17 protein-coding genes are annotated in these 17257 nt (G+C 59.4%); 10 read left to right on the top strand and 7 right to left on the bottom strand.

Annotated elements, in window-relative coordinates:
- Both mutY and D8V06_RS26080 read right to left on the bottom strand, forming a co-directional pair.
- Positions 1-994 (bottom strand): A/G-specific adenine glycosylase (mutY, locus tag D8V06_RS26085; RefSeq protein ID WP_130904462.1); only part of this gene is annotated, 994 nt, incomplete at its 3' end.
- Entirely contained in the window at positions 991-3216 is a 2226-nt protein-coding gene (locus D8V06_RS26080) for an AsmA family protein (RefSeq protein ID WP_130932088.1), read from the bottom strand. The genes mutY and D8V06_RS26080, both read right to left, overlap by 4 nt.
- Positions 3217-3573: 357 nt before the next feature.
- Here D8V06_RS26080 and D8V06_RS26075 point away from each other — a divergent pair, with 357 nt between their 5' ends.
- From D8V06_RS26075 to D8V06_RS26045, 7 genes are all read left to right on the top strand, one after another.
- A complete protein-coding gene (locus tag D8V06_RS26075; protein ID WP_056852197.1) occupies positions 3574-5235 on the top strand; it encodes an OFA family MFS transporter in 1662 nt (553 codons plus the stop codon).
- Positions 5236-5609: 374 nt separating this feature from the next.
- Positions 5610-6203 (top strand): imidazoleglycerol-phosphate dehydratase HisB, encoded by a 594-nt coding sequence (hisB, locus tag D8V06_RS26070; RefSeq protein WP_007939452.1) that lies wholly within the window; start codon positions 5610-5612, stop codon positions 6201-6203.
- The gene (gene hisH, locus D8V06_RS26065) at positions 6203-6841 is read left to right on the top strand and encodes an imidazole glycerol phosphate synthase subunit HisH (protein ID WP_008080553.1); all 639 of its coding nucleotides are present in this window, start codon (positions 6203-6205) and stop codon (positions 6839-6841) included. Before hisB ends, hisH begins: the two co-directional genes overlap by 1 nt.
- Entirely contained in the window at positions 6842-7102 is a 261-nt protein-coding gene (locus D8V06_RS26060) for a DUF2164 domain-containing protein (protein ID WP_056852198.1), read from the top strand.
- 42 nt (positions 7103-7144) lie between these two features.
- The gene (gene hisA, locus D8V06_RS26055) at positions 7145-7882 is read left to right on the top strand and encodes a 1-(5-phosphoribosyl)-5-[(5-phosphoribosylamino)methylideneamino]imidazole-4-carboxamide isomerase (protein ID WP_015093076.1); all 738 of its coding nucleotides are present in this window, start codon (positions 7145-7147) and stop codon (positions 7880-7882) included.
- Between the two features lie 9 nt (positions 7883-7891).
- Complete coding sequence (gene hisF / locus D8V06_RS26050) at positions 7892-8662, top strand: imidazole glycerol phosphate synthase subunit HisF (protein ID WP_056852199.1); 771 nt, start codon at positions 7892-7894, stop codon at positions 8660-8662.
- 78 nt (positions 8663-8740) lie between these two features.
- On the top strand, positions 8741-9496 hold the full coding sequence (locus D8V06_RS26045) for an ABC transporter substrate-binding protein (protein WP_056852200.1): 756 nt from the start codon (positions 8741-8743) through the stop codon (positions 9494-9496).
- A gap of 3 nt (positions 9497-9499) precedes the next feature.
- Here D8V06_RS26045 and D8V06_RS26040 read toward each other — a convergent pair whose 3' ends face one another.
- The 5 genes from D8V06_RS26040 to gpmI all read right to left on the bottom strand — a co-directional run bounded on the left by D8V06_RS26040 (position 9500) and on the right by gpmI (position 16043).
- The gene (locus tag D8V06_RS26040) at positions 9500-10735 is read right to left on the bottom strand and encodes a trypsin-like peptidase domain-containing protein (protein WP_130932087.1); all 1236 of its coding nucleotides are present in this window, start codon (positions 10733-10735) and stop codon (positions 9500-9502) included.
- A 103-nt stretch (positions 10736-10838) separates the two neighbouring features.
- Positions 10839-11630, bottom strand: coding sequence for a divergent polysaccharide deacetylase family protein (locus D8V06_RS26035; protein ID WP_056852202.1), 792 nt, complete (start codon positions 11628-11630; stop codon positions 10839-10841).
- 1 nt (position 11631) lies between these two features.
- Positions 11632-12951, bottom strand: a complete 1320-nt coding sequence (locus D8V06_RS26030; protein WP_056852203.1) for a S41 family peptidase — start codon at positions 12949-12951, stop codon at positions 11632-11634.
- Positions 12952-12982: 31 nt separating this feature from the next.
- Positions 12983-14275, bottom strand: a complete 1293-nt coding sequence (locus D8V06_RS26025) for a murein hydrolase activator EnvC (protein ID WP_130932086.1) — start codon at positions 14273-14275, stop codon at positions 12983-12985.
- Between the two features lie 238 nt (positions 14276-14513).
- A complete protein-coding gene (gpmI, locus tag D8V06_RS26020) occupies positions 14514-16043 on the bottom strand; it encodes a 2,3-bisphosphoglycerate-independent phosphoglycerate mutase (RefSeq protein ID WP_130903874.1) in 1530 nt (509 codons plus the stop codon).
- 153 nt (positions 16044-16196) lie between these two features.
- Here gpmI and D8V06_RS26015 point away from each other — a divergent pair, with 153 nt between their 5' ends.
- The 3 genes from D8V06_RS26015 to secB all read left to right on the top strand — a co-directional run.
- The gene (locus D8V06_RS26015) at positions 16197-16610 is read left to right on the top strand and encodes a rhodanese-like domain-containing protein (RefSeq protein WP_056852206.1); all 414 of its coding nucleotides are present in this window, start codon (positions 16197-16199) and stop codon (positions 16608-16610) included.
- Position 16611: 1 nt separating this feature from the next.
- The gene (gene grxC / locus D8V06_RS26010; protein ID WP_008058538.1) at positions 16612-16866 is read left to right on the top strand and encodes a glutaredoxin 3; all 255 of its coding nucleotides are present in this window, start codon (positions 16612-16614) and stop codon (positions 16864-16866) included.
- Between the two features lie 42 nt (positions 16867-16908).
- A partial coding sequence (secB, locus tag D8V06_RS26005) for a protein-export chaperone SecB (protein ID WP_130932085.1) occupies positions 16909-17257 on the top strand: 349 nt, incomplete at its 3' end.

Raw genomic sequence — 17257 nt, 5'->3', positions numbered from 1 at the left:
GGCGCGGCGGGGTGGCGAGGTTATACCAGAGCCAGTCGGCCTCGGCCACGTGATGACCGGCCTCCTGGACCTGGACCAGCCAGGGTTCGATGGACAACTGGAAATGGCTGAAGGTGTGCACCAGGCTCGGCAGCGATTGCTGTGCGCCCAGTTCCAGCGAGTGCTGCGAAGCCAAGTGTTGCAGGTCATCGAGGTCGTCGAGTTCCGGCAGGCTCCACAAACCGCCCCACAGACCGGTAGAAGGGCGACGGTAAAGCAGGATCGCGCCTTCGCCGTTGGCGAGCATCGGCATCAGCGTGCGTTTCTGCGGGATGGCTTTGCGTGGCTTGGGTATCGGGTAGCGTGTTTCCAGGCCGAGCATGTGCGCTTCGCAACCTTTCTCCAGCGGACACAGCAGGCAGCTGGGTTTGCTGCGGGTGCAGAGCGTCGCGCCGAGGTCCATCATCGCCTGGGTGTAGGCATTGACCCGATCATGTGGCGTAAAGCGCTCAGCGTTCGCCCAGAGCTGTTTTGCGACCTTCGGCTCGCCCGGGTAACCCTCTTGCGCGGTAAAACGCGCCAGTACGCGTTTGACGTTGCCGTCGAGGATCGGCGCACGCAGGCCCATGCTGATGCTGGCGATTGCGCCGGCAGTGGACAGGCCGATGCCCGGCAGATCAGTGAGTTTTTCCACATCCCGGGGGAATTCGCCGCCGTATTGCTCAACGACGATCTTCGCGGTCTTCTGCAGATTGCGCGCGCGAGTGTAGTAACCCAGGCCCGTCCACAGGTGCAGCACTTCATCTTCCGGCGCAGCGGCCAGGGCTTCGACTGTCGGCAGCGAAGCCATGAACCGGTCGAAGTAGTTGAGCACGGTGCTGACCTGGGTCTGCTGCAGCATGATTTCCGAGACCCACACCCGATACGGGTTGATGTCCTGCTGCCAGGGCAAGTCATGACGGCCGTGGCGGTCGAACCAGTCCAGCACCGCCATTGAAAACTGCTCGGCTCTCATCGCTTGAACAGCCCCTTGAGCGCATCCTTGAGTTCCGGGCTGACTTTGTCGCCCAGCTTCTCGTCGATTTTTTCGCTGATGCGTTCGCCGGCCAGTTTGCTCGCAACCTGTCCCATGCGTTCGTTGTCCAGTCGGCAAGCCTTGGCACCCAGTTCCAGTGGGCCACGGCAGCGCAGCGGCCACTCGATGCCGACGAATTTCTCACCCACCTGGCAAGCCGGGTCCGGCATGTCGCTCTTGTCGCCTTCGACAATGATGCCTACGCGGTAGTCCATGCCCAGCACCCGCAGATCGATATCACCGTCACCGTTGACGGTCATGCCCGGGATGCGCACTTTCAGGTCCGGGTTACTGGCCACGCCGTTGCGGAAATTCAGGTTGCCCTTGAGTTCCTGGAACGGTGTGTCCTTGCCCCGTGGCTCGCCACTGAGGGTTTTGCGGTTGAGCGTGGCGATGCCTTTGCACAATTGCTGCTCGAGGTTGGCATTGAGCAACACCCCATTGTTGATGACGAAACTGGCGTTGCCATTGAGGGTTTCGATCAGCGCTTTCTGGCTGTTGCCGCTGCCGGTCAGGCTGCTGTTGAGCGTGACCAGGCCTTTGACCGGCGGATTCTTGCCCTGGCTTTCGAGGATTTTTTCCGCCGGTACGCGGCTGATCTGCGTCTGCAAATTCAGCACGGGCGCTTGCTGGCGCACATCGAGGGTGCCCTTGGCGTCGAAGTTACCTTCGTACAAATCACCGCGCAGGCTGGTCAGGGTAAGCAAACCGCCTTGGCCGCTGGCCTTGAGTACGGCGTTGTGGATCGGCAGTTTTTCCAGGGTCAACTGGCCAAAAGTCAGATCGGCGTCCACATCCAGCTTGCTCAGTCGTTCCACCGGCAGCAGGCGCTCGCTGCTCCAGGCTTCTTTGGTCGGCGATGGCGGCAGCGGTGTGCTGCCGGCGCCCGCCATGGCATCGGCTTCGGTGCTGGCGACTTCGGCCTGACGCACTTGCTTGGTGCTGTTGGCTTCGGCCGACTTCGGCGCCAGATAGCGGTCGACGTTGAAAGTGTCTGCCTTGAGGGTTGCACGCAACGATTGCTTGGCGAAGTCTTCGACGGCAATGCGGCCGCTGAAGGTGCTGTCATCGACTTTCAGGTTGATGTCGTCCAGGACGAGGCTGGAAGGCGTGCCCGCAAGACGGGTAGCCAGTTCCACCTTGCTCAGGCTGCCTTCGCCCATGGCCGGCAATGTCTGGCCGATGCTGTCGACGAATTTTGCCAGGTCGAACTGGGCGACCGACAGGCCACCGCTGACTTGCGGGGTCTTGTCCAGATCATTGACCTTCAACTCACCCAGCGCACGCAACTGATTGGCGGAAACCCTGATGCCGGTCCACTCGGCGACATTGGCCGCCCGGTCCAGCAACAACTGGCCTTGGGCGGCGAAGGTCATGGTTTTGCCTTGAAGTGGATCGCCCGCCACTTCACCGGACAGTTTCATGTCTTCCAGTTTGTAGCGCTGCAAAGCACGTTCGAAACGCAGTTCGCCATTGAGCTCGGTGCGCACTCGCAGAACCGGCTGGTTAGTGCCGAGGAATGCAGTGAGCTTGACTGGAATGTTGGTGGAGTCATGCACCGGGCCGGTGCTCAGCTGGATACTTTCGGCGCTGAATTGCTTGCCGGTTTTTTCGTCGTTGTACTCAACGCGGGCGTTGTTGACGGTCAGGCTGTCAATGTCCAGGCGAATCGGCTGGGCCGGTTTATCGGCCTGTGCAGTGGTTTGCGGCTCGGGTTCGCTGGTGGTCGCCGGTGCGGTGTCCGGGTTCGCAGGCTTTGGTACCTTGCCGATGTCTTCCCAGTTGCCGTGGCCATCCTTGTCGCGGTTCAGGCGCAGATTGAGACCTTCAACGCGCACGTCGCTCATCTGCACTTCGCGGCGCAGCAGTGGCAGTACGCGGACCGACAGGCCGAGCATCTGCAGGTCGGCAAACGGTTCGGTGGGCTTGGCCAGGGTCGCGACACCAGCGTCATGCAATTCAAGGCCGAGCCACGGAAAAAGGCTCCAGCCGATATCGCCATTGAGCGTCAGCTCGATGTGGGCCTTGTCGCGGGCAATCTGGCGAATCTCGTCTTTGTAGTCGTTGGGATCGAAGAGGTGGGTCAGGGCAAAGCCCAGCGCCACAATGATCAGCAACAGCCCGAGAAGTACCAGACCCAGGATTTTGCCGAACGCTTTCATGGGCGAGTCCTTGTAGTTAGTCGAATTCGAAATTTAGCCGGGGAGTATAGCGCTCCGAAAGAGACGACCGGTCAGTGATCACTCGGACCGAGTGTCGGGCGGCATGTTCAGTCGGCCGTTTGGCGATCGTCGGCAGGCGATTTCTGCACGCAAGAGATCGGATAACGTACAAAAAACTGATAGCACTTTGGTTTTTCTGTCACGTGCAAATGGTAACCTTCGCCCGTTCGTCGGTCCTTCTGCGACTTGATGCCGCACCAAAATGGAGCTTCATCGTAAAAAAACAGTCATGCGTGCGCATAAAGGCTGGGGATGAAGAGCACCTGGCGAACCATACTAATAATTGGGGGATACACAATGACCACGAGTATCGCGGCGGACGGCTACGCCGACCAGCCCGCGTTCCTGTCCAAGGAACGCATTATCGCCAAGCCCGGTTTCAACCGTTGGCTGGTGCCACCGGCCGCCTTGGCCATCCACCTCTGCATCGGCATGGCCTACGGCTTTTCGGTGTTCTGGTTGCCCTTGTCCAAGGCACTGGGTCTCAGCAAGCCGCTGGCCTGTGCGCCGGACATGAGCTTCATCGCTCAGGTTTTTTCCTCGCAATGCGATTGGCCGATCTCGATGCTCGGCTGGATCTACACCCTGTTCTTCATTTTCCTGGGTTGCTCTGCAGCGATCTGGGGCGGTTGGCTCGAGCATGCCGGACCACGCAAGGCCGGCGTTGTTTCGGCGCTGTGCTGGTGCGGCGGTCTGTTGATTTCGGCGCTGGGCATCTACACGCACCAGATCTGGCTGATGTGGATCGGCTCCGGGGTCATTGGCGGTATCGGCCTGGGCCTGGGCTACATCTCGCCGGTGTCGACCCTGATCAAGTGGTTCCCGGACAAGCGCGGCATGGCGACCGGCATGGCGATCATGGGCTTCGGCGGTGGTGCGATGGTCGGAGCGCCGTTGGCGACTGCCCTGATGAGCCACTTCGGCTCGCCAGAAGGCGTTGGCGTATGGCAGAGCTTCGTGGCGATGGCCGCGATCTACTTCGTGTTCATGATCGGTGGCGCACTGTCCTACCGCGTGCCGCCAACCGGCTGGAAGCCTGAAGGCTGGACGGCGCCTGCGAAAAAAGCGTCGAACGCCATGATCACCAACCGTCATGTACACGTGAACGTGGCATGGAAAACCCCGCAATTCCGTCTGGTGTGGCTGGTGCTGTGCCTGAACGTATCCGCAGGTATCGGCATCCTCGGCATGGCTTCGCCGCTGTTGCAGGAAGTGTTCGGCGGCAAATTGCTGGGCAACGATCTGCCGTTCGGTCAGCTGGATGCAGGTCAATTGGCTTCGATCGCCGCGATCGCCGCCGGTTTCACCGGTTTGCTGAGCCTGTTCAACATCGGTGGCCGCTTCTTCTGGGCATCGTTCTCGGACTACCTGGGCCGTAAAAACACCTACTTCGTGTTCTTTGCCCTTGGCTTTGCGCTGTACGCATTGATTCCGAATCTTGGCCACCTGGGCAACGTCGCGCTGTTCGTGGCCGCGTTCTGCATCATCCTGTCGATGTACGGCGGCGGTTTTGCCACCGTTCCTGCTTATCTCGCGGACCTGTTCGGTACGCAAATGGTCGGTGCTATCCACGGTCGCCTGCTGACCGCGTGGGCAGCGGCGGGTGTGTTGGGTCCGGTGCTGGTGAACTACCTGCGTGAATATCAGCTGAGCATCGGCGTTGAACGTGCCGCAGCTTACGACATCACCTTGTACATCCTTGCCGGCCTGCTGGTGCTGGGTTTCATCTGCAACCTGCTGGTGCGTCCGGTGGCCGACAAGTACTTCATGACCGACGCTGAACTGGCTGCCGAACAGGCGCTGGGCCACGACAAAGGTGCTGACGCCAGCACGTCGCTGGAGTGGAAAGCGGCGCCGGGCACCAAGCCTCTGGCAATTGCTGCCTGGCTGGCGGTGGGTATTCCGTTGGCGTGGGGTGTGTGGGTGACCCTGCAGAAGACGGCGGTACTGTTCCACTAAGTAAAAACGCAATACCCCTGTAGGAGTGAGCTCTGCTCGCGATACCGGTCTGACAGTCGACAGAAATGTTGAATGTGAGAGCCCTATCGCGAGCAGGCTCACTCCTACAGTTGTTTCTGATCGTTCCCACGCTCTGCGTGGGAATGCCTCCCGTGACGCTCCGCGTCACAGTCAAAGCGGACGCGGAGCGTCCAAGGCTGCACTCCCACGCAGAGCGTGGGAGCGATCAGTAGCCTGTCGTGCTTGTATGGACATGTCTACCCGCGACAGCCGGGGCTTCTGTCCGTCAGCCATATCACGTCGCGTGTTTCTGTTTCGGCCCCGCGTGCCTATAATGGATGCCTTTTTCGCCCAATGATTTTGCGGAGCTGGTGATGGCCGAACGTATGGCGTCTGTCGAGCGCGACACTCTGGAAACCCAGATCAAAGCCTCGATCAACCTGGATGGCACCGGAAAGGCCCGATTTGATATCGGTGTACCTTTTCTTGAGCACATGCTGGACCAGATCGCCCGTCACGGGCTGATCGACCTGGATATTGTCAGCAAGGGCGACCTGCATATCGATGACCACCACACCGTGGAAGACGTCGGTATCACCCTCGGCCAGGCATTTACCAAAGCCATCGGCGACAAGAAAGGCATCCGTCGCTACGGCCACGCCTACGTGCCGCTCGATGAAGCGCTGTCGCGCGTGGTGATCGATTTCTCCGGTCGCCCGGGCCTGCAGATGCACGTGCCGTACACCCGCGCTACCGTCGGCGGTTTCGACGTGGATCTGTTCCAGGAGTTCTTCCAGGGCTTCGTCAACCACGCCAACGTCACCCTGCACATCGACAATCTGCGTGGGCACAACACCCACCACCAGATCGAAACCGTGTTCAAGGCTTTCGGCCGTGCGTTGCGCATGGCCGTGGAGCTCGATGACCGTATGGCCGGGCAAATGCCATCGACCAAGGGCGTTCTGTAATGCAGACAGTCGCGGTTATCGATTACGGCATGGGCAACCTGCACTCGGTGGCCAAGGCCCTCGAGCACGTGGGTGCCGGCAAGGTGTTGATCACCAGCGATGCCAACGTGATTCGCGAAGCCGACCGGGTGGTTTTCCCCGGCGTCGGTGCGATTCGCGATTGCATGGCGGAGATCCGTCGCCTCGGGTTCGACTCGCTGGTACGTGAGGTCAGCCAGGACCGGCCTTTCCTCGGTATCTGCGTCGGCATGCAAGCCTTGCTCGACACCAGCGAAGAGAACGACGGTGTCGACTGCATCGGGCTGTTTCCGGGCGCAGTAAAGTTCTTCGGCAAAGATCTGCACGAAGACGGCGAACACCTGAAAGTCCCGCACATGGGCTGGAACGAAGTGAAGCAGAAGGTCAGTCACCCGCTGTGGCACGACATTCCGGACATGGCGCGTTTCTACTTCGTGCACAGCTACTACATCGCTGCGGCTAATGCGCGCCAGGTGGTCGGTGGTGGTCATTACGGCGTCGATTTCGCCGCAGCGCTGGCCGATGGCTCGCGTTTCGCCGTGCAGTTCCACCCGGAGAAAAGCCATACCCATGGCCTGCAATTGCTGCAGAACTTCGCTGCGTGGGACGGTCGCTGGTAAATGGCTGTCAAGAAATCCAGGCCGCCGATCCTGACCCTCACTCCCGAACAGGAGAGCGAGGCCAACAGCAAGATCAAGCGATTCATGGAAGACCGCTTTGAACTCGACCTCGGCTCGTTCGAGGCGGCTGAGATTCTTGAGTTGTTTACCCGCGAAATTGCTCCGCACTATTACAACAGGGCGATTTTCGATGTGCAGACGCATCTCAAAGAGAGGTTCGAAAGCATCGAAAGCGACCTGTGGGCGCTCGAGAAAAACTGATTTCCGAGCCAAGCTGAACATTCGAATTTGAAGGTTTGCCAGATGCTGATTATTCCCGCTATCGATCTTAAAGACGGTGCCTGTGTTCGTCTGCGCCAGGGCCGCATGGAAGATTCCACGGTGTTCTCCGATGACCCGGTGAGCATGGCTGCCAAGTGGGTGGAGGGCGGTTGCCGTCGTCTGCATCTGGTCGACCTGAACGGCGCGTTCGAAGGCCAACCGGTCAACGGCGAAGTGGTCACCGCGATCGCCAAGCGCTATCCGAACCTGCCGATCCAGATCGGCGGCGGTATCCGCTCCCTGGAAACCATCGAGCACTACGTCAAGGCTGGCGTGAGCTACGTGATCATCGGCACCAAGGCCGTGAAAGATCCAGCCTTCGTCGCCGAAGCCTGCCGCGCTTTCCCTGGCAAAGTGATTGTCGGTCTGGACGCCAAGGACGGTTTCGTCGCTACCGACGGTTGGGCTGAAATCAGCACCATCCAGGTGATCGACCTGGCAAAGCAGTTCGAAGCCGACGGCGTGTCCGCCATCGTTTATACCGACATCGCCAAAGACGGCATGATGCAGGGCTGCAACGTACCGTTCACCGCCGCGCTGGCTGCTGCCACATCGATTCCGGTCATCGCTTCCGGTGGCATCCACAATCTGGGTGACATCAAGACCCTGCTCGACGCCAAGGCGCCGGGCATCATCGGCGCGATCACCGGCCGGGCGATCTACGAAGGCACCCTCGACGTCGCTGAAGCGCAAGCTTTCTGCGACTCGTACAAAGGCTGAGGACTGACCATGGCGCTGGCCAAACGCATCATCCCTTGCCTGGACGTGGACAACGGCCGGGTGGTCAAGGGTGTGAAATTCGAAAACATCCGCGACGCCGGTGACCCGGTAGAAATCGCCCGTCGCTACGACGAGCAGGGTGCCGACGAGATTACCTTTCTCGATATCACCGCCAGCGTCGACGGCCGCGACACCACGCTGCATACCGTCGAGCGCATGGCCAGCCAGGTGTTCATTCCGCTGACCGTCGGCGGTGGCGTGCGCACCGTGCAGGACATCCGCAACTTGCTCAATGCCGGTGCGGACAAGGTTTCGATCAACACCGCTGCGGTGTTCAACCCTGAATTCGTCGGCGAAGCGGCGCAGCATTTCGGCTCACAGTGCATTGTCGTTGCCATCGATGCGAAAAAAGTTTCCGCTGCGGGCGAAACCCCGCGCTGGGAAATCTTCACCCACGGCGGTCGCAAGCCGACCGGCCTTGACGCTGTCGAGTGGGCAAAGAAGATGGAAGGCCTGGGAGCCGGTGAAATCCTCCTGACCAGCATGGACCAGGACGGCATGAAAAACGGCTTCGACCTTGGCGTGACCCGCGCCATCAGCGATGCCCTGGGCATTCCGGTGATCGCTTCCGGTGGCGTTGGCAACCTGCAGCATTTGGCCGACGGTATCCTCGAAGGTCACGCCAGTGCAGTCCTGGCGGCGAGTATTTTCCACTTCGGCGAATACACCGTTCAGGAAGCCAAGGCCTACATGGCTCATCGCGGAATCGTGATGCGCTGAACAAACCCATACAGGCCAGTGGACATCATGGCGGGCTCAAGGCACTCTTGGGCACGCCATGGATTTCGGTAGCCAGACATGCTCAAACGTCTTCGTTTTGCCCTCGCCAGTGCTTCCCTGTTGTTCGTCAGTGCGGTACACGCCGCAGACAACCCCAACACCGACATGGTGTTGCTGACGGAAAACTTCCCTCCGTACAACATGGCGAAGAACGGCAAGAATTTCGCCCAAGGCGAGAACATTGATGGCATCGCCACGGACATCGTCCGCGAAATATTCAAGCGTGCCGATATTACCTACAGCCTGACGCTGCGTTTCCCCTGGGAGCGAGTGTACAAACTCGCTCTGGAAAACCCCGGTTACGGTGCATTCGTGATGGCGCGGTTACCCGATCGCGAGAAGCTCTTCAAATGGGTCGGGCCGATTGGCCCGGACGACTGGATCATGCTGGCCAAGGCTGACAGCAAAATCACCCTCCAATCCCTGGACGATGCGCGAAAGTACAAAATCGGTGCGTACAAGGGCGACGCCATTGCCACGACGCTCGCCAAGCAAGGCTTGAAGCCTGTGGTGGTCCTGCGCGATCAGGACAACGCGAAGAAACTGGTCAATGGCCAGATCGATCTATGGGCTACCGGTGATCCGGCTGGGCGCTACCTGGCGCGCCAGGAAGGCGTGATCGGGCTCAAGACTGTGTTGCGGTTCAACAGTGCCGAGTTGTACCTGGCCTTGAACAAGGACGTGCCGGACGAAACCGTCGCCAAACTGCAGGCCGCGCTGGATCAGATGCGCCAGGAAGGCAAAGTTGACGAGATCATGTCGAAGTATCTGTAATTTTCACTGCGAGGTCATTTCAGGCAGGGTGCCCGGCGTCGTGCTCATGTTCACGGCACTGGTAAACACATTGTTCAATGCCCCCCTTGTCAGCTTCGAATCGGCTGAGGCGACCCCGATGATGCAGAGCGCGTACGCGCCGCTTTGTGGGCCGATTCCACTGTTGATATAGGCATTTTCTGTACTGATGGCCGGACTGTAGAAAGTAGGCTCCTGACAATCCCGAGCGTTACGGACCATTTTATAGCGATAGAAGGGCGCCTTGAGGGAGAACCGGAAATCCCACTTGGGCAAGACCACCTGCCCATTCGCATTTTGCGTTTTATAGACATGTGTTTTTAGTTTCCAGGGTTCCGTGACGGTCAGCTCTACCGGCTCCAACGAACAGTTCGGTGCCGCGAGGGTGAAGACGCCATCAATAAAGCACGCGTACAGGAAGCTGGCGCTGTAGCTGTAGTTGAATCGAGCGGCCTGACAAGACGTAGAGTGCTCACAATCGGATTGCGCCGGATGATTTCGCGATATCGCGACTTTACTGACGATGCCGGTAATTTCATTGGTGAGTCTGTTCAGCATCGGACTGCCAGAGCTTCCAGCGTGTAGATCGCAGCTGTTTTTCATGGCTAATGGGAACACCCCAGGGTAATCGATGAATGTTCCGGCGGTTCGTTCAGCGCAGGCACTCAAACGAAGCCCGGCTTCGGTAAAACCACCCGGCGCGCCAACGTTGAGCACATCCAGATTCTCGTAAGTCAGATGTGAGGCGAGCTTGAGCGGGTTGACCCCGGCCTGTATCAGCGACGCCAATGTCGCGTCTATCTCCAGCACGGCAAGATCGGTCCCGACCAGACTGCTCCACAAGGCAATTCGGATCGGGTACTGGCGCTTACGCTGTGGTACGTCATGAAAGTAATGGAAAGTGACGCTGGCGTTCAAAGGCAAATCGGTCCGCGCCGAACCGTATCTAAAAAACACGCAATGACCGCTGGTGAGCAAGTAGGCAGGGCCGGTGGCTCGACCCTGCCTGTTTCGCGTATCCAATAGGACGGCACTGCACGTCTCGCCTGATTGGAGGCTGAGTCGTCCCACACCGCTCCAGATTTCATAAAAATTATCGCTGTTGCGCAGCGCTCTTGACGGCGAGTCATTGACGGCGCCTTCGCCAAGGTCGCGTGCCTGCACTGCAGGATTGGCCAGGACAACCAGGGCGGCGAAACAAAAGAGCTTGAGGTATTTCATATCCATTCCTTGGTGATGAAATTCAGGGTGAGCGCTATCGTGGCACGGGCCAATGCACCGGCAGATGTATATATGTATCGCGAAACGGGAATGGATCTGCAGGTTACTGTGAAGTCGGCAGGCGGTACTGGCCGTCCTTGCCATGCGCCGCCGTGGCGCGATTACCGCGCACGCTGATCATCTGCCGGATATCGATCCACTCGATTCCCTGGGCCTTCAGCTTGGGCAACTCTCGCTCCAGCACTGCCAGTGTCTGCGGATACGGATGTCCGATCATCACTGCCGAGCCTTGTCGGTGTGCGAGGCTGATCGCTGTCTGGAGTTGGGCAAAAATAGCGTCTTCAGTGCGCTCATCATCCAGAAACACATCCCGAGAAACGCTCGCCAGATCGATCTTCTGCGCTTGCTGCGCCGCCACGGTTTGCGCACTGGTGCGGCTGTCGACGAAAAATTTGTGACGACGCTGCAGGTCGGCCATCAACCAGGCCATGGCGGCGGGTTGCGCGGTCATGCGGCTACCCATGTGATTGTTGATGCCGGCGGTGTAGGGAACCCTTTTGAACGCAGCGTTCAGGCGTCTCTCAAGCTCCTCGATGGGTAGATCGGGATGCCAGGCAAATGGTCCTGTGGCCGGGTCCATCGGCATATGCAGAATGACGATCTTGCCGGCGCGATGGGCTTCGCGGGCGAATTCGGTGGCGTGGGGGGTATCGGGCATGATCGCTGCGGTTACCGGGCCGGGCAGGCCCAGCACGCGGCGATCCCGGGGCAGGCTTTGCCCCAGGTCGTCGATGATCAAGCTCAGGTAGGCTTTTTGCGGCGCGGTAACGGCGGGGGTGGCGTGAGCCACGCACGCCAGACTGCACAACAGCGCCAGGGTCAGCCGAAGAAGCATCTCAGCGGCCGGACGTAATGCTCAGCCCTTTGAGCAGGCTCAGGGCCTGGGCCAACTGGTAATCGTCGTCCTGCGGCATCGGCTTGGTTTTGCCGCCGGAGCTGCTTGGCTTGTCGGCGCCGCCGTTGCCATTGCCCAGGTGACCTTGCAGATCGGCTTCCTTGAAGTACTCGCTATCCTGCTCGTTGGTGATCTTGGCTCTGCGCACTTCGATGTCCGGGACGATGCCTTGGGCCTGGATCGAGCGGCCATTAGGCGTGTAATACAGCGCCGTGGTGATTTTCAGTGCGCGGTCGTTGTTCAACGGCAGCACGGTTTGCACCGAGCCTTTGCCGAAACTTGGCGTCCCCATGACCACCGCACGCTTTTGATCCTGCAGGGCGCCGGCGACAATTTCCGAGGCCGAGGCACTGCCGCCATTGATCAGCACAACCATTGGCACGGCTTCACTTTCATCTTTGCCAGTGGCGTTGAAGCGCAGCTCTGAGTTGGCGATCCGGCCTTTGGTGTAAACGATCAGGCCTTTGGTGATGAAGTGGTCGACGACTTCAACCGCCGACTGCAGCACGCCGCCCGGATTGTTGCGCAGGTCGAGAATGATGCCTTTGAGCTTCTTGCCGTTGTCCTTGCGCAGCTTGGCCAGCGCTTTGGAGACCTCTTCGCCGGTCTTGACCTGGAACTGGGTGATACGGATGTAGCCGTAGCCCGATTCCAGCAACTGGCTCTTCACGCTCTTCACTTGAATGATGGCGCGGGCCAGGGTCACGTCGAACGGCGTGCCACCGTCGCGAACCAGGGTCAGGGTGATTTTCTGGCCGATCTTGCCGCGCATCTTGTCCACAGCTTCGGTCATGCTCTGGCCACGGGTTGGCTGGCCGTTGATCTTGACGATGAAATCGCCCGCCTGGATGCCCGCCTTGGAGGCCGGCGTGTCGTCGATTGGCGACACCACTTTGATGAATCCGTCTTCGGCGCCGACTTCGATGCCCAGGCCGCCGAACTCGCCGCTGGTGCTTTCCTGCAACTCGGCGAAGTCTTCAGGCCCGAGATAGGCCGAGTGTGGATCAAGGTTGCTGAGCATGCCCTTGATGGCGTTTTCCAGCAGGGTCTTGTCGTCTATCGGGTCGACATAGGCGGCTTTGATCCGATCCATGACCTCGGCAAAGGTGCGCAACTCTTCCAGCGGCAATGGCGCCTTGGTGGTCGCAGCAGTGCCCGCAGGCGCAACCGCCGGGGCCGGTTGAGCGGCGAACGCCAGAGGCGCGCCGATCACCAGGGCGATCGTCAGGGCCAGCGAGGTAAGGCGGGACAAATGCAGCATGTCGAACGAACTCCTGAATTGGATGGCGCGCTTATCCTTGCGCGCGACACCATTGTGCAGGGTCACTCGGGTGACCCTGCTGACGAATCGCGAAATACAAGGCCGGTGTGTCTTGACCGCCGCTGCTACCTACAGTGGAGATGGATTCACCGGCTTTTACCACGTCACCCGCAGACTTGAGCAGTGTCTGGTTGTGACCATAAAGACTCAAAAAACCGTTGCCATGGTCGAGAATGACCAGCAACCCTGCGCCGCGCAACCAGTCGGCGAACACCACGCGACCGCCATGCACCGCATGCACGGTACTGCCGGCGGAAGCGCCGATCATCACGCCGTCCCACTTGGTCCGGGCGTCGTCGCCACGGCTTTCACCGAAGCGTGCCAACAGTCGACCATCGACAGGCCACGGAAGTTTGCCGCGAGTTGAAGCAAACGGACCGCCAAAGGTTTCGCCGGAGCTTGAGACCAACGCGCCAGGCGTTGATTTAACCGGTTTGCGTGGGGCGTCAGTCTCGTTTGCTTGAGCCTGGGCCTCACGTAAGCGCTTTTTTTCGGCTTCCTGCTGGGCAATCAGCGCTTTTTGTCGCGCTTCTTCTGCCTCACGAGCCTGGCGAGCCAGGGTTTCCTCAATGGTTTTAAGGACTTTAGACAGATCTGCCTGATCCTGCTCGCGGGCCGCCAGTTTCTGGTCGCGGGCCTTCACGTCGTCATTGAGCTTGGCCAGGACTTGCTGGCGCTCTCGGCGGACTTTGTCCAGCTCGTCGCGCTGGGTGTCGAGGCTGCTTTTCTGTACCAGCAGTTGCGCTTGCTGCATGTCGATGTCTTTTTCGACATTGGCCAGTTGGCGCAGCGTTTCGTTGAAGCTCTTCAACTGTTCAAGGCGGGCCTGGCTCAGGTAGTTGTAATAGGTGAGGGTGCGGGCGAATTTCTCGGGATTCTGCTGGTTGAGCAGCAGCTTCAAATATTCCTGTCGGCCGTTCTGGTAGGCCGCGCGGGCCTGGATGGCGATCAGTCGCTGTTGTTCAGTGCGCGCGCTCTGGAGTTTTTTTTTCTCCGCATCGAGCCGCTGCAGCTCGGCTTCACTTTTCTTCAGCTCTTTTTGCAGGGCTTCGACCTGCTTCTCGAGCTTGCCCATTTCGGTCTCGGTGCCCTTGAGTTCTTTTTGCACCCCGGATTTTTCTTCCTGCAACTTGCCCAGCAGCTTTTTCAGCTCGGCAATGTCCTGACGCGTGGCGTCCAGCTGTTGTTGGGTTTGCGCGCGCTCGTCAGCAAAGGCCGGTTGGAGCAGGCAAGTCAGAGCAAGGGCTATCAGGACGCGAAGCATAGAGGCGGGCGACACCAGGGAAAGGGACGGCCTAGTATGCCCGCCATGGGCAGCAAAAAAAATGCCCAATTGGGGCTGTGTGATAACTGGAGAGGGATGTGCGGGAAATTAGTCCTGAAAACCACCAGAAACCACTGTGGGAGCTGGCTTGCCAGCGATGGCGGCCTGGCAACAACATGAATGTTTGCTGTCAGATTGCTATCGCTGGCAAGCCAGCTCCCACAGGTATTAATGATGATTAGACGAGAATCGAAGTCCCGGTCATTTCCGCCGGTTTTTCCAGGCCCAGCAGCTTGAGCATGGTCGGTGCCACGTCCGCCAGCACACCACCTTCGCGGACCTTGAGGTCGCGCTTGCCGACATAGATGAACGGCACCGGTTCGGTGGTGTGTGCGGTGTGCGCCTGGCCGGTGGAGGCGTCGGACATTTGCTCGACGTTGCCGTGGTCAGCGGTGATCAGCGCTTCGCCGCCAACCTTTTCCAGCGCCTCGACGATTCGGCCGACGCAAGTGTCCAGGCATTCGACAGCTTTGACCGCCGCTTCGAACACACCGCTGTGGCCAACCATATCTCCGTTGGCGTAGTTGACGACGATCACGTCGTAGCGCTGGTTTTCGATGGCATCGACAATGCGGTCAGTGACTTCGGGTGCGCTCATTTCCGGCTGCAAGTCGTAAGTGGCGACTTTTGGCGACGGAATCAGGATGCGTTCTTCGCCCGGGAACGGTTCTTCGCGGCCGCCGGAGAAGAAGAAGGTCACGTGCGCGTACTTCTCGGTTTCAGCAATGCGCAGCTGGGTCTTGCCGTTTTTCGCCAAATAGTCGCCCAGCACGTTTTCCAGGCTGCCCGCGGCGAAGGCCGATGGCGCAGGAATGCTGGCGGCGTATTGGGTCAGCATGACAAAACCGGCCAGTTTTGGCTGGCGGCTGCGTTCGAATTCCTTGAAATCGTCTTCCACGAACACGCGGGTCAGTTCGCGGGCACGGTCGGCGCGGAAGTTCATGAACACCACCGCATCGCCGTCTTCGACTTTTACCGGTTCGCCAATCGAGGTGGCTTTGACGAATTCGTCGCTCTCGCCACGTTCATACGCAGCTTGCAAGCCTTCCTGGGCGGTGGCGGCGTTGAATTCACCAATACCGTCGACAATCAGGTTGTAGGCCTGGGATACGCGGTCCCAACGGTTGTCACGGTCCATCGCGAAATAGCGGCCGATGAGGCTGGCGATACGACCTTTGCCCAGCGCCTGGAAAGTGGCGTCGAGCAGTTCGATCGACGACTGCGCGCTTTTCGGTGGCGTATCACGGCCATCGAGGAACGCGTGCAGGTAGATTTTTTCGGCGCCACGCTTGGCGGCCAGTTCAGCCATCGCCACCAAATGGTCCTGGTGGCTGTGAACGCCGCCATCGGACAGCAGACCCATGAAGTGCACGGCTTTGCCGGCGGCGACGGCTTTATCGACGGCAGCGCAGATGGTCGGGTTCTCGAAGAACTCGCCGTCGCGGATCGACTTGGTAACGCGCGTGAAGTCCTGATACACCACGCGGCCGGCGCCGAGGTTCATGTGGCCGACTTCGGAGTTGCCCATCTGGCCATCCGGCAAGCCGACGTCCATGCCGCTGCCCGAGATCAGGCCGTTCGGTACGGTGGCCCACAAGCGGTCCAGCACAGGCTTTTTCGCGGCAAAGATCGCGTTGGATTCAGGGTTGTCGCTGTGACCGAAGCCGTCGAGAATCATCAGGACCAAAGGTTTAGGCGTGGTAGTCATGGAATCCACTCGTGGCTGAGGTAAAAGGGGATGATGGAAAAGGGAGTCGCAGTTTAAAGCGAAGTTCCTGCCGCGTCACCGCCGGACGGGGTTTGGCCCACCATAGTGGCTGTGTATACTGGCCGACATTTTAACGCCCTGGAACCTCCTTCGATGGTTGCTCACCTGATTGAATTTGCCACTAACCACTACATTCTCGTCGGTATCTTCGTCGTACTGCTGGCCGCGCTGATCGCTTATCAGATGCAGGGCGGCGGCCGTAGCCTGAGCACCGGTGAACTGACCGGCCTGGTCAACAAAGACGCGGGCGTGGTGATCGACATTCGTCCGGCGAAGGATTTTGCCGCCGGTCACATTGTTGGTGCGTTGAACATTCCGCACGACAAACTGACTGCTCGCGTTGGCGAGCTGGAAAAGCACAAGGCCAAGACCATCATTCTGGTCGACGCCATGGGCCAGACTGCGGGCACCCACGCTCGCGAGCTGATGAAAGCCGGTTTCACCGCCGCCAAGCTGTCCGGTGGCGTTTCCAGCTGGAAAGCCGACAATCTGCCGCTGGTGAAGTGATATGAGCAACGTCGTCGTCTACTCCAGCGATTACTGCCCTTATTGCTCCCGAGCCAAGTACCTGCTCGAGAACAAAGGCGTGGCCTTCGAAGAGATCAAGGTCGATGGCAAGCCGCAGGTGCGTGCTGCAATGGCTCAGAAGGCCGGACGTACCTCCGTGCCGCAGATCTGGATCGGCAGCACCCACGTCGGCGGTTGTGACGATTTGTTTGCCCTGGAGCGCGCCGGCAAGCTCGACGCACTGCTCAAGGCCTGAGTTCCATACCTTATAAAAGCCCAAGATCAGAAAGGATCTGAGATGACTGACCAACAGAACACTGCAGCCAGCGAAGAAGAAAACGCACCGCAATTCTCCTTGCAGCGCATCTACGTACGTGACTTGTCCTTCGAAGCCCCGAAAAGCCCGGCGATTTTCCGCCAGCAGTGGGAGCCGAGTGTCGGTCTGGATCTGAACACCCGTCAAAAGGCTCTGGAGAGCGACTTTCACGAAGTCGTACTGACCTTGTCGGTAACCGTGAAGAACGGTGACGAAGTGGCGTTCATCGCCGAAGTGCAACAGGCCGGTATCTTCCTGATCAAGAACCTGGACGACGCTTCGATGAGCCACACCCTGGGTGCGTTCTGCCCGAACATCCTGTTCCCGTACG

The sequence above is a fragment of the Pseudomonas sp. Sample_24 genome, from assembly GCF_004307605.1.
Taxonomy (GTDB): domain Bacteria; phylum Pseudomonadota; class Gammaproteobacteria; order Pseudomonadales; family Pseudomonadaceae; genus Aquipseudomonas.
The sequence above is the reverse complement of the archived record's forward strand: the minus strand, read 5'-3'. Positions and strand labels throughout refer to the sequence as shown.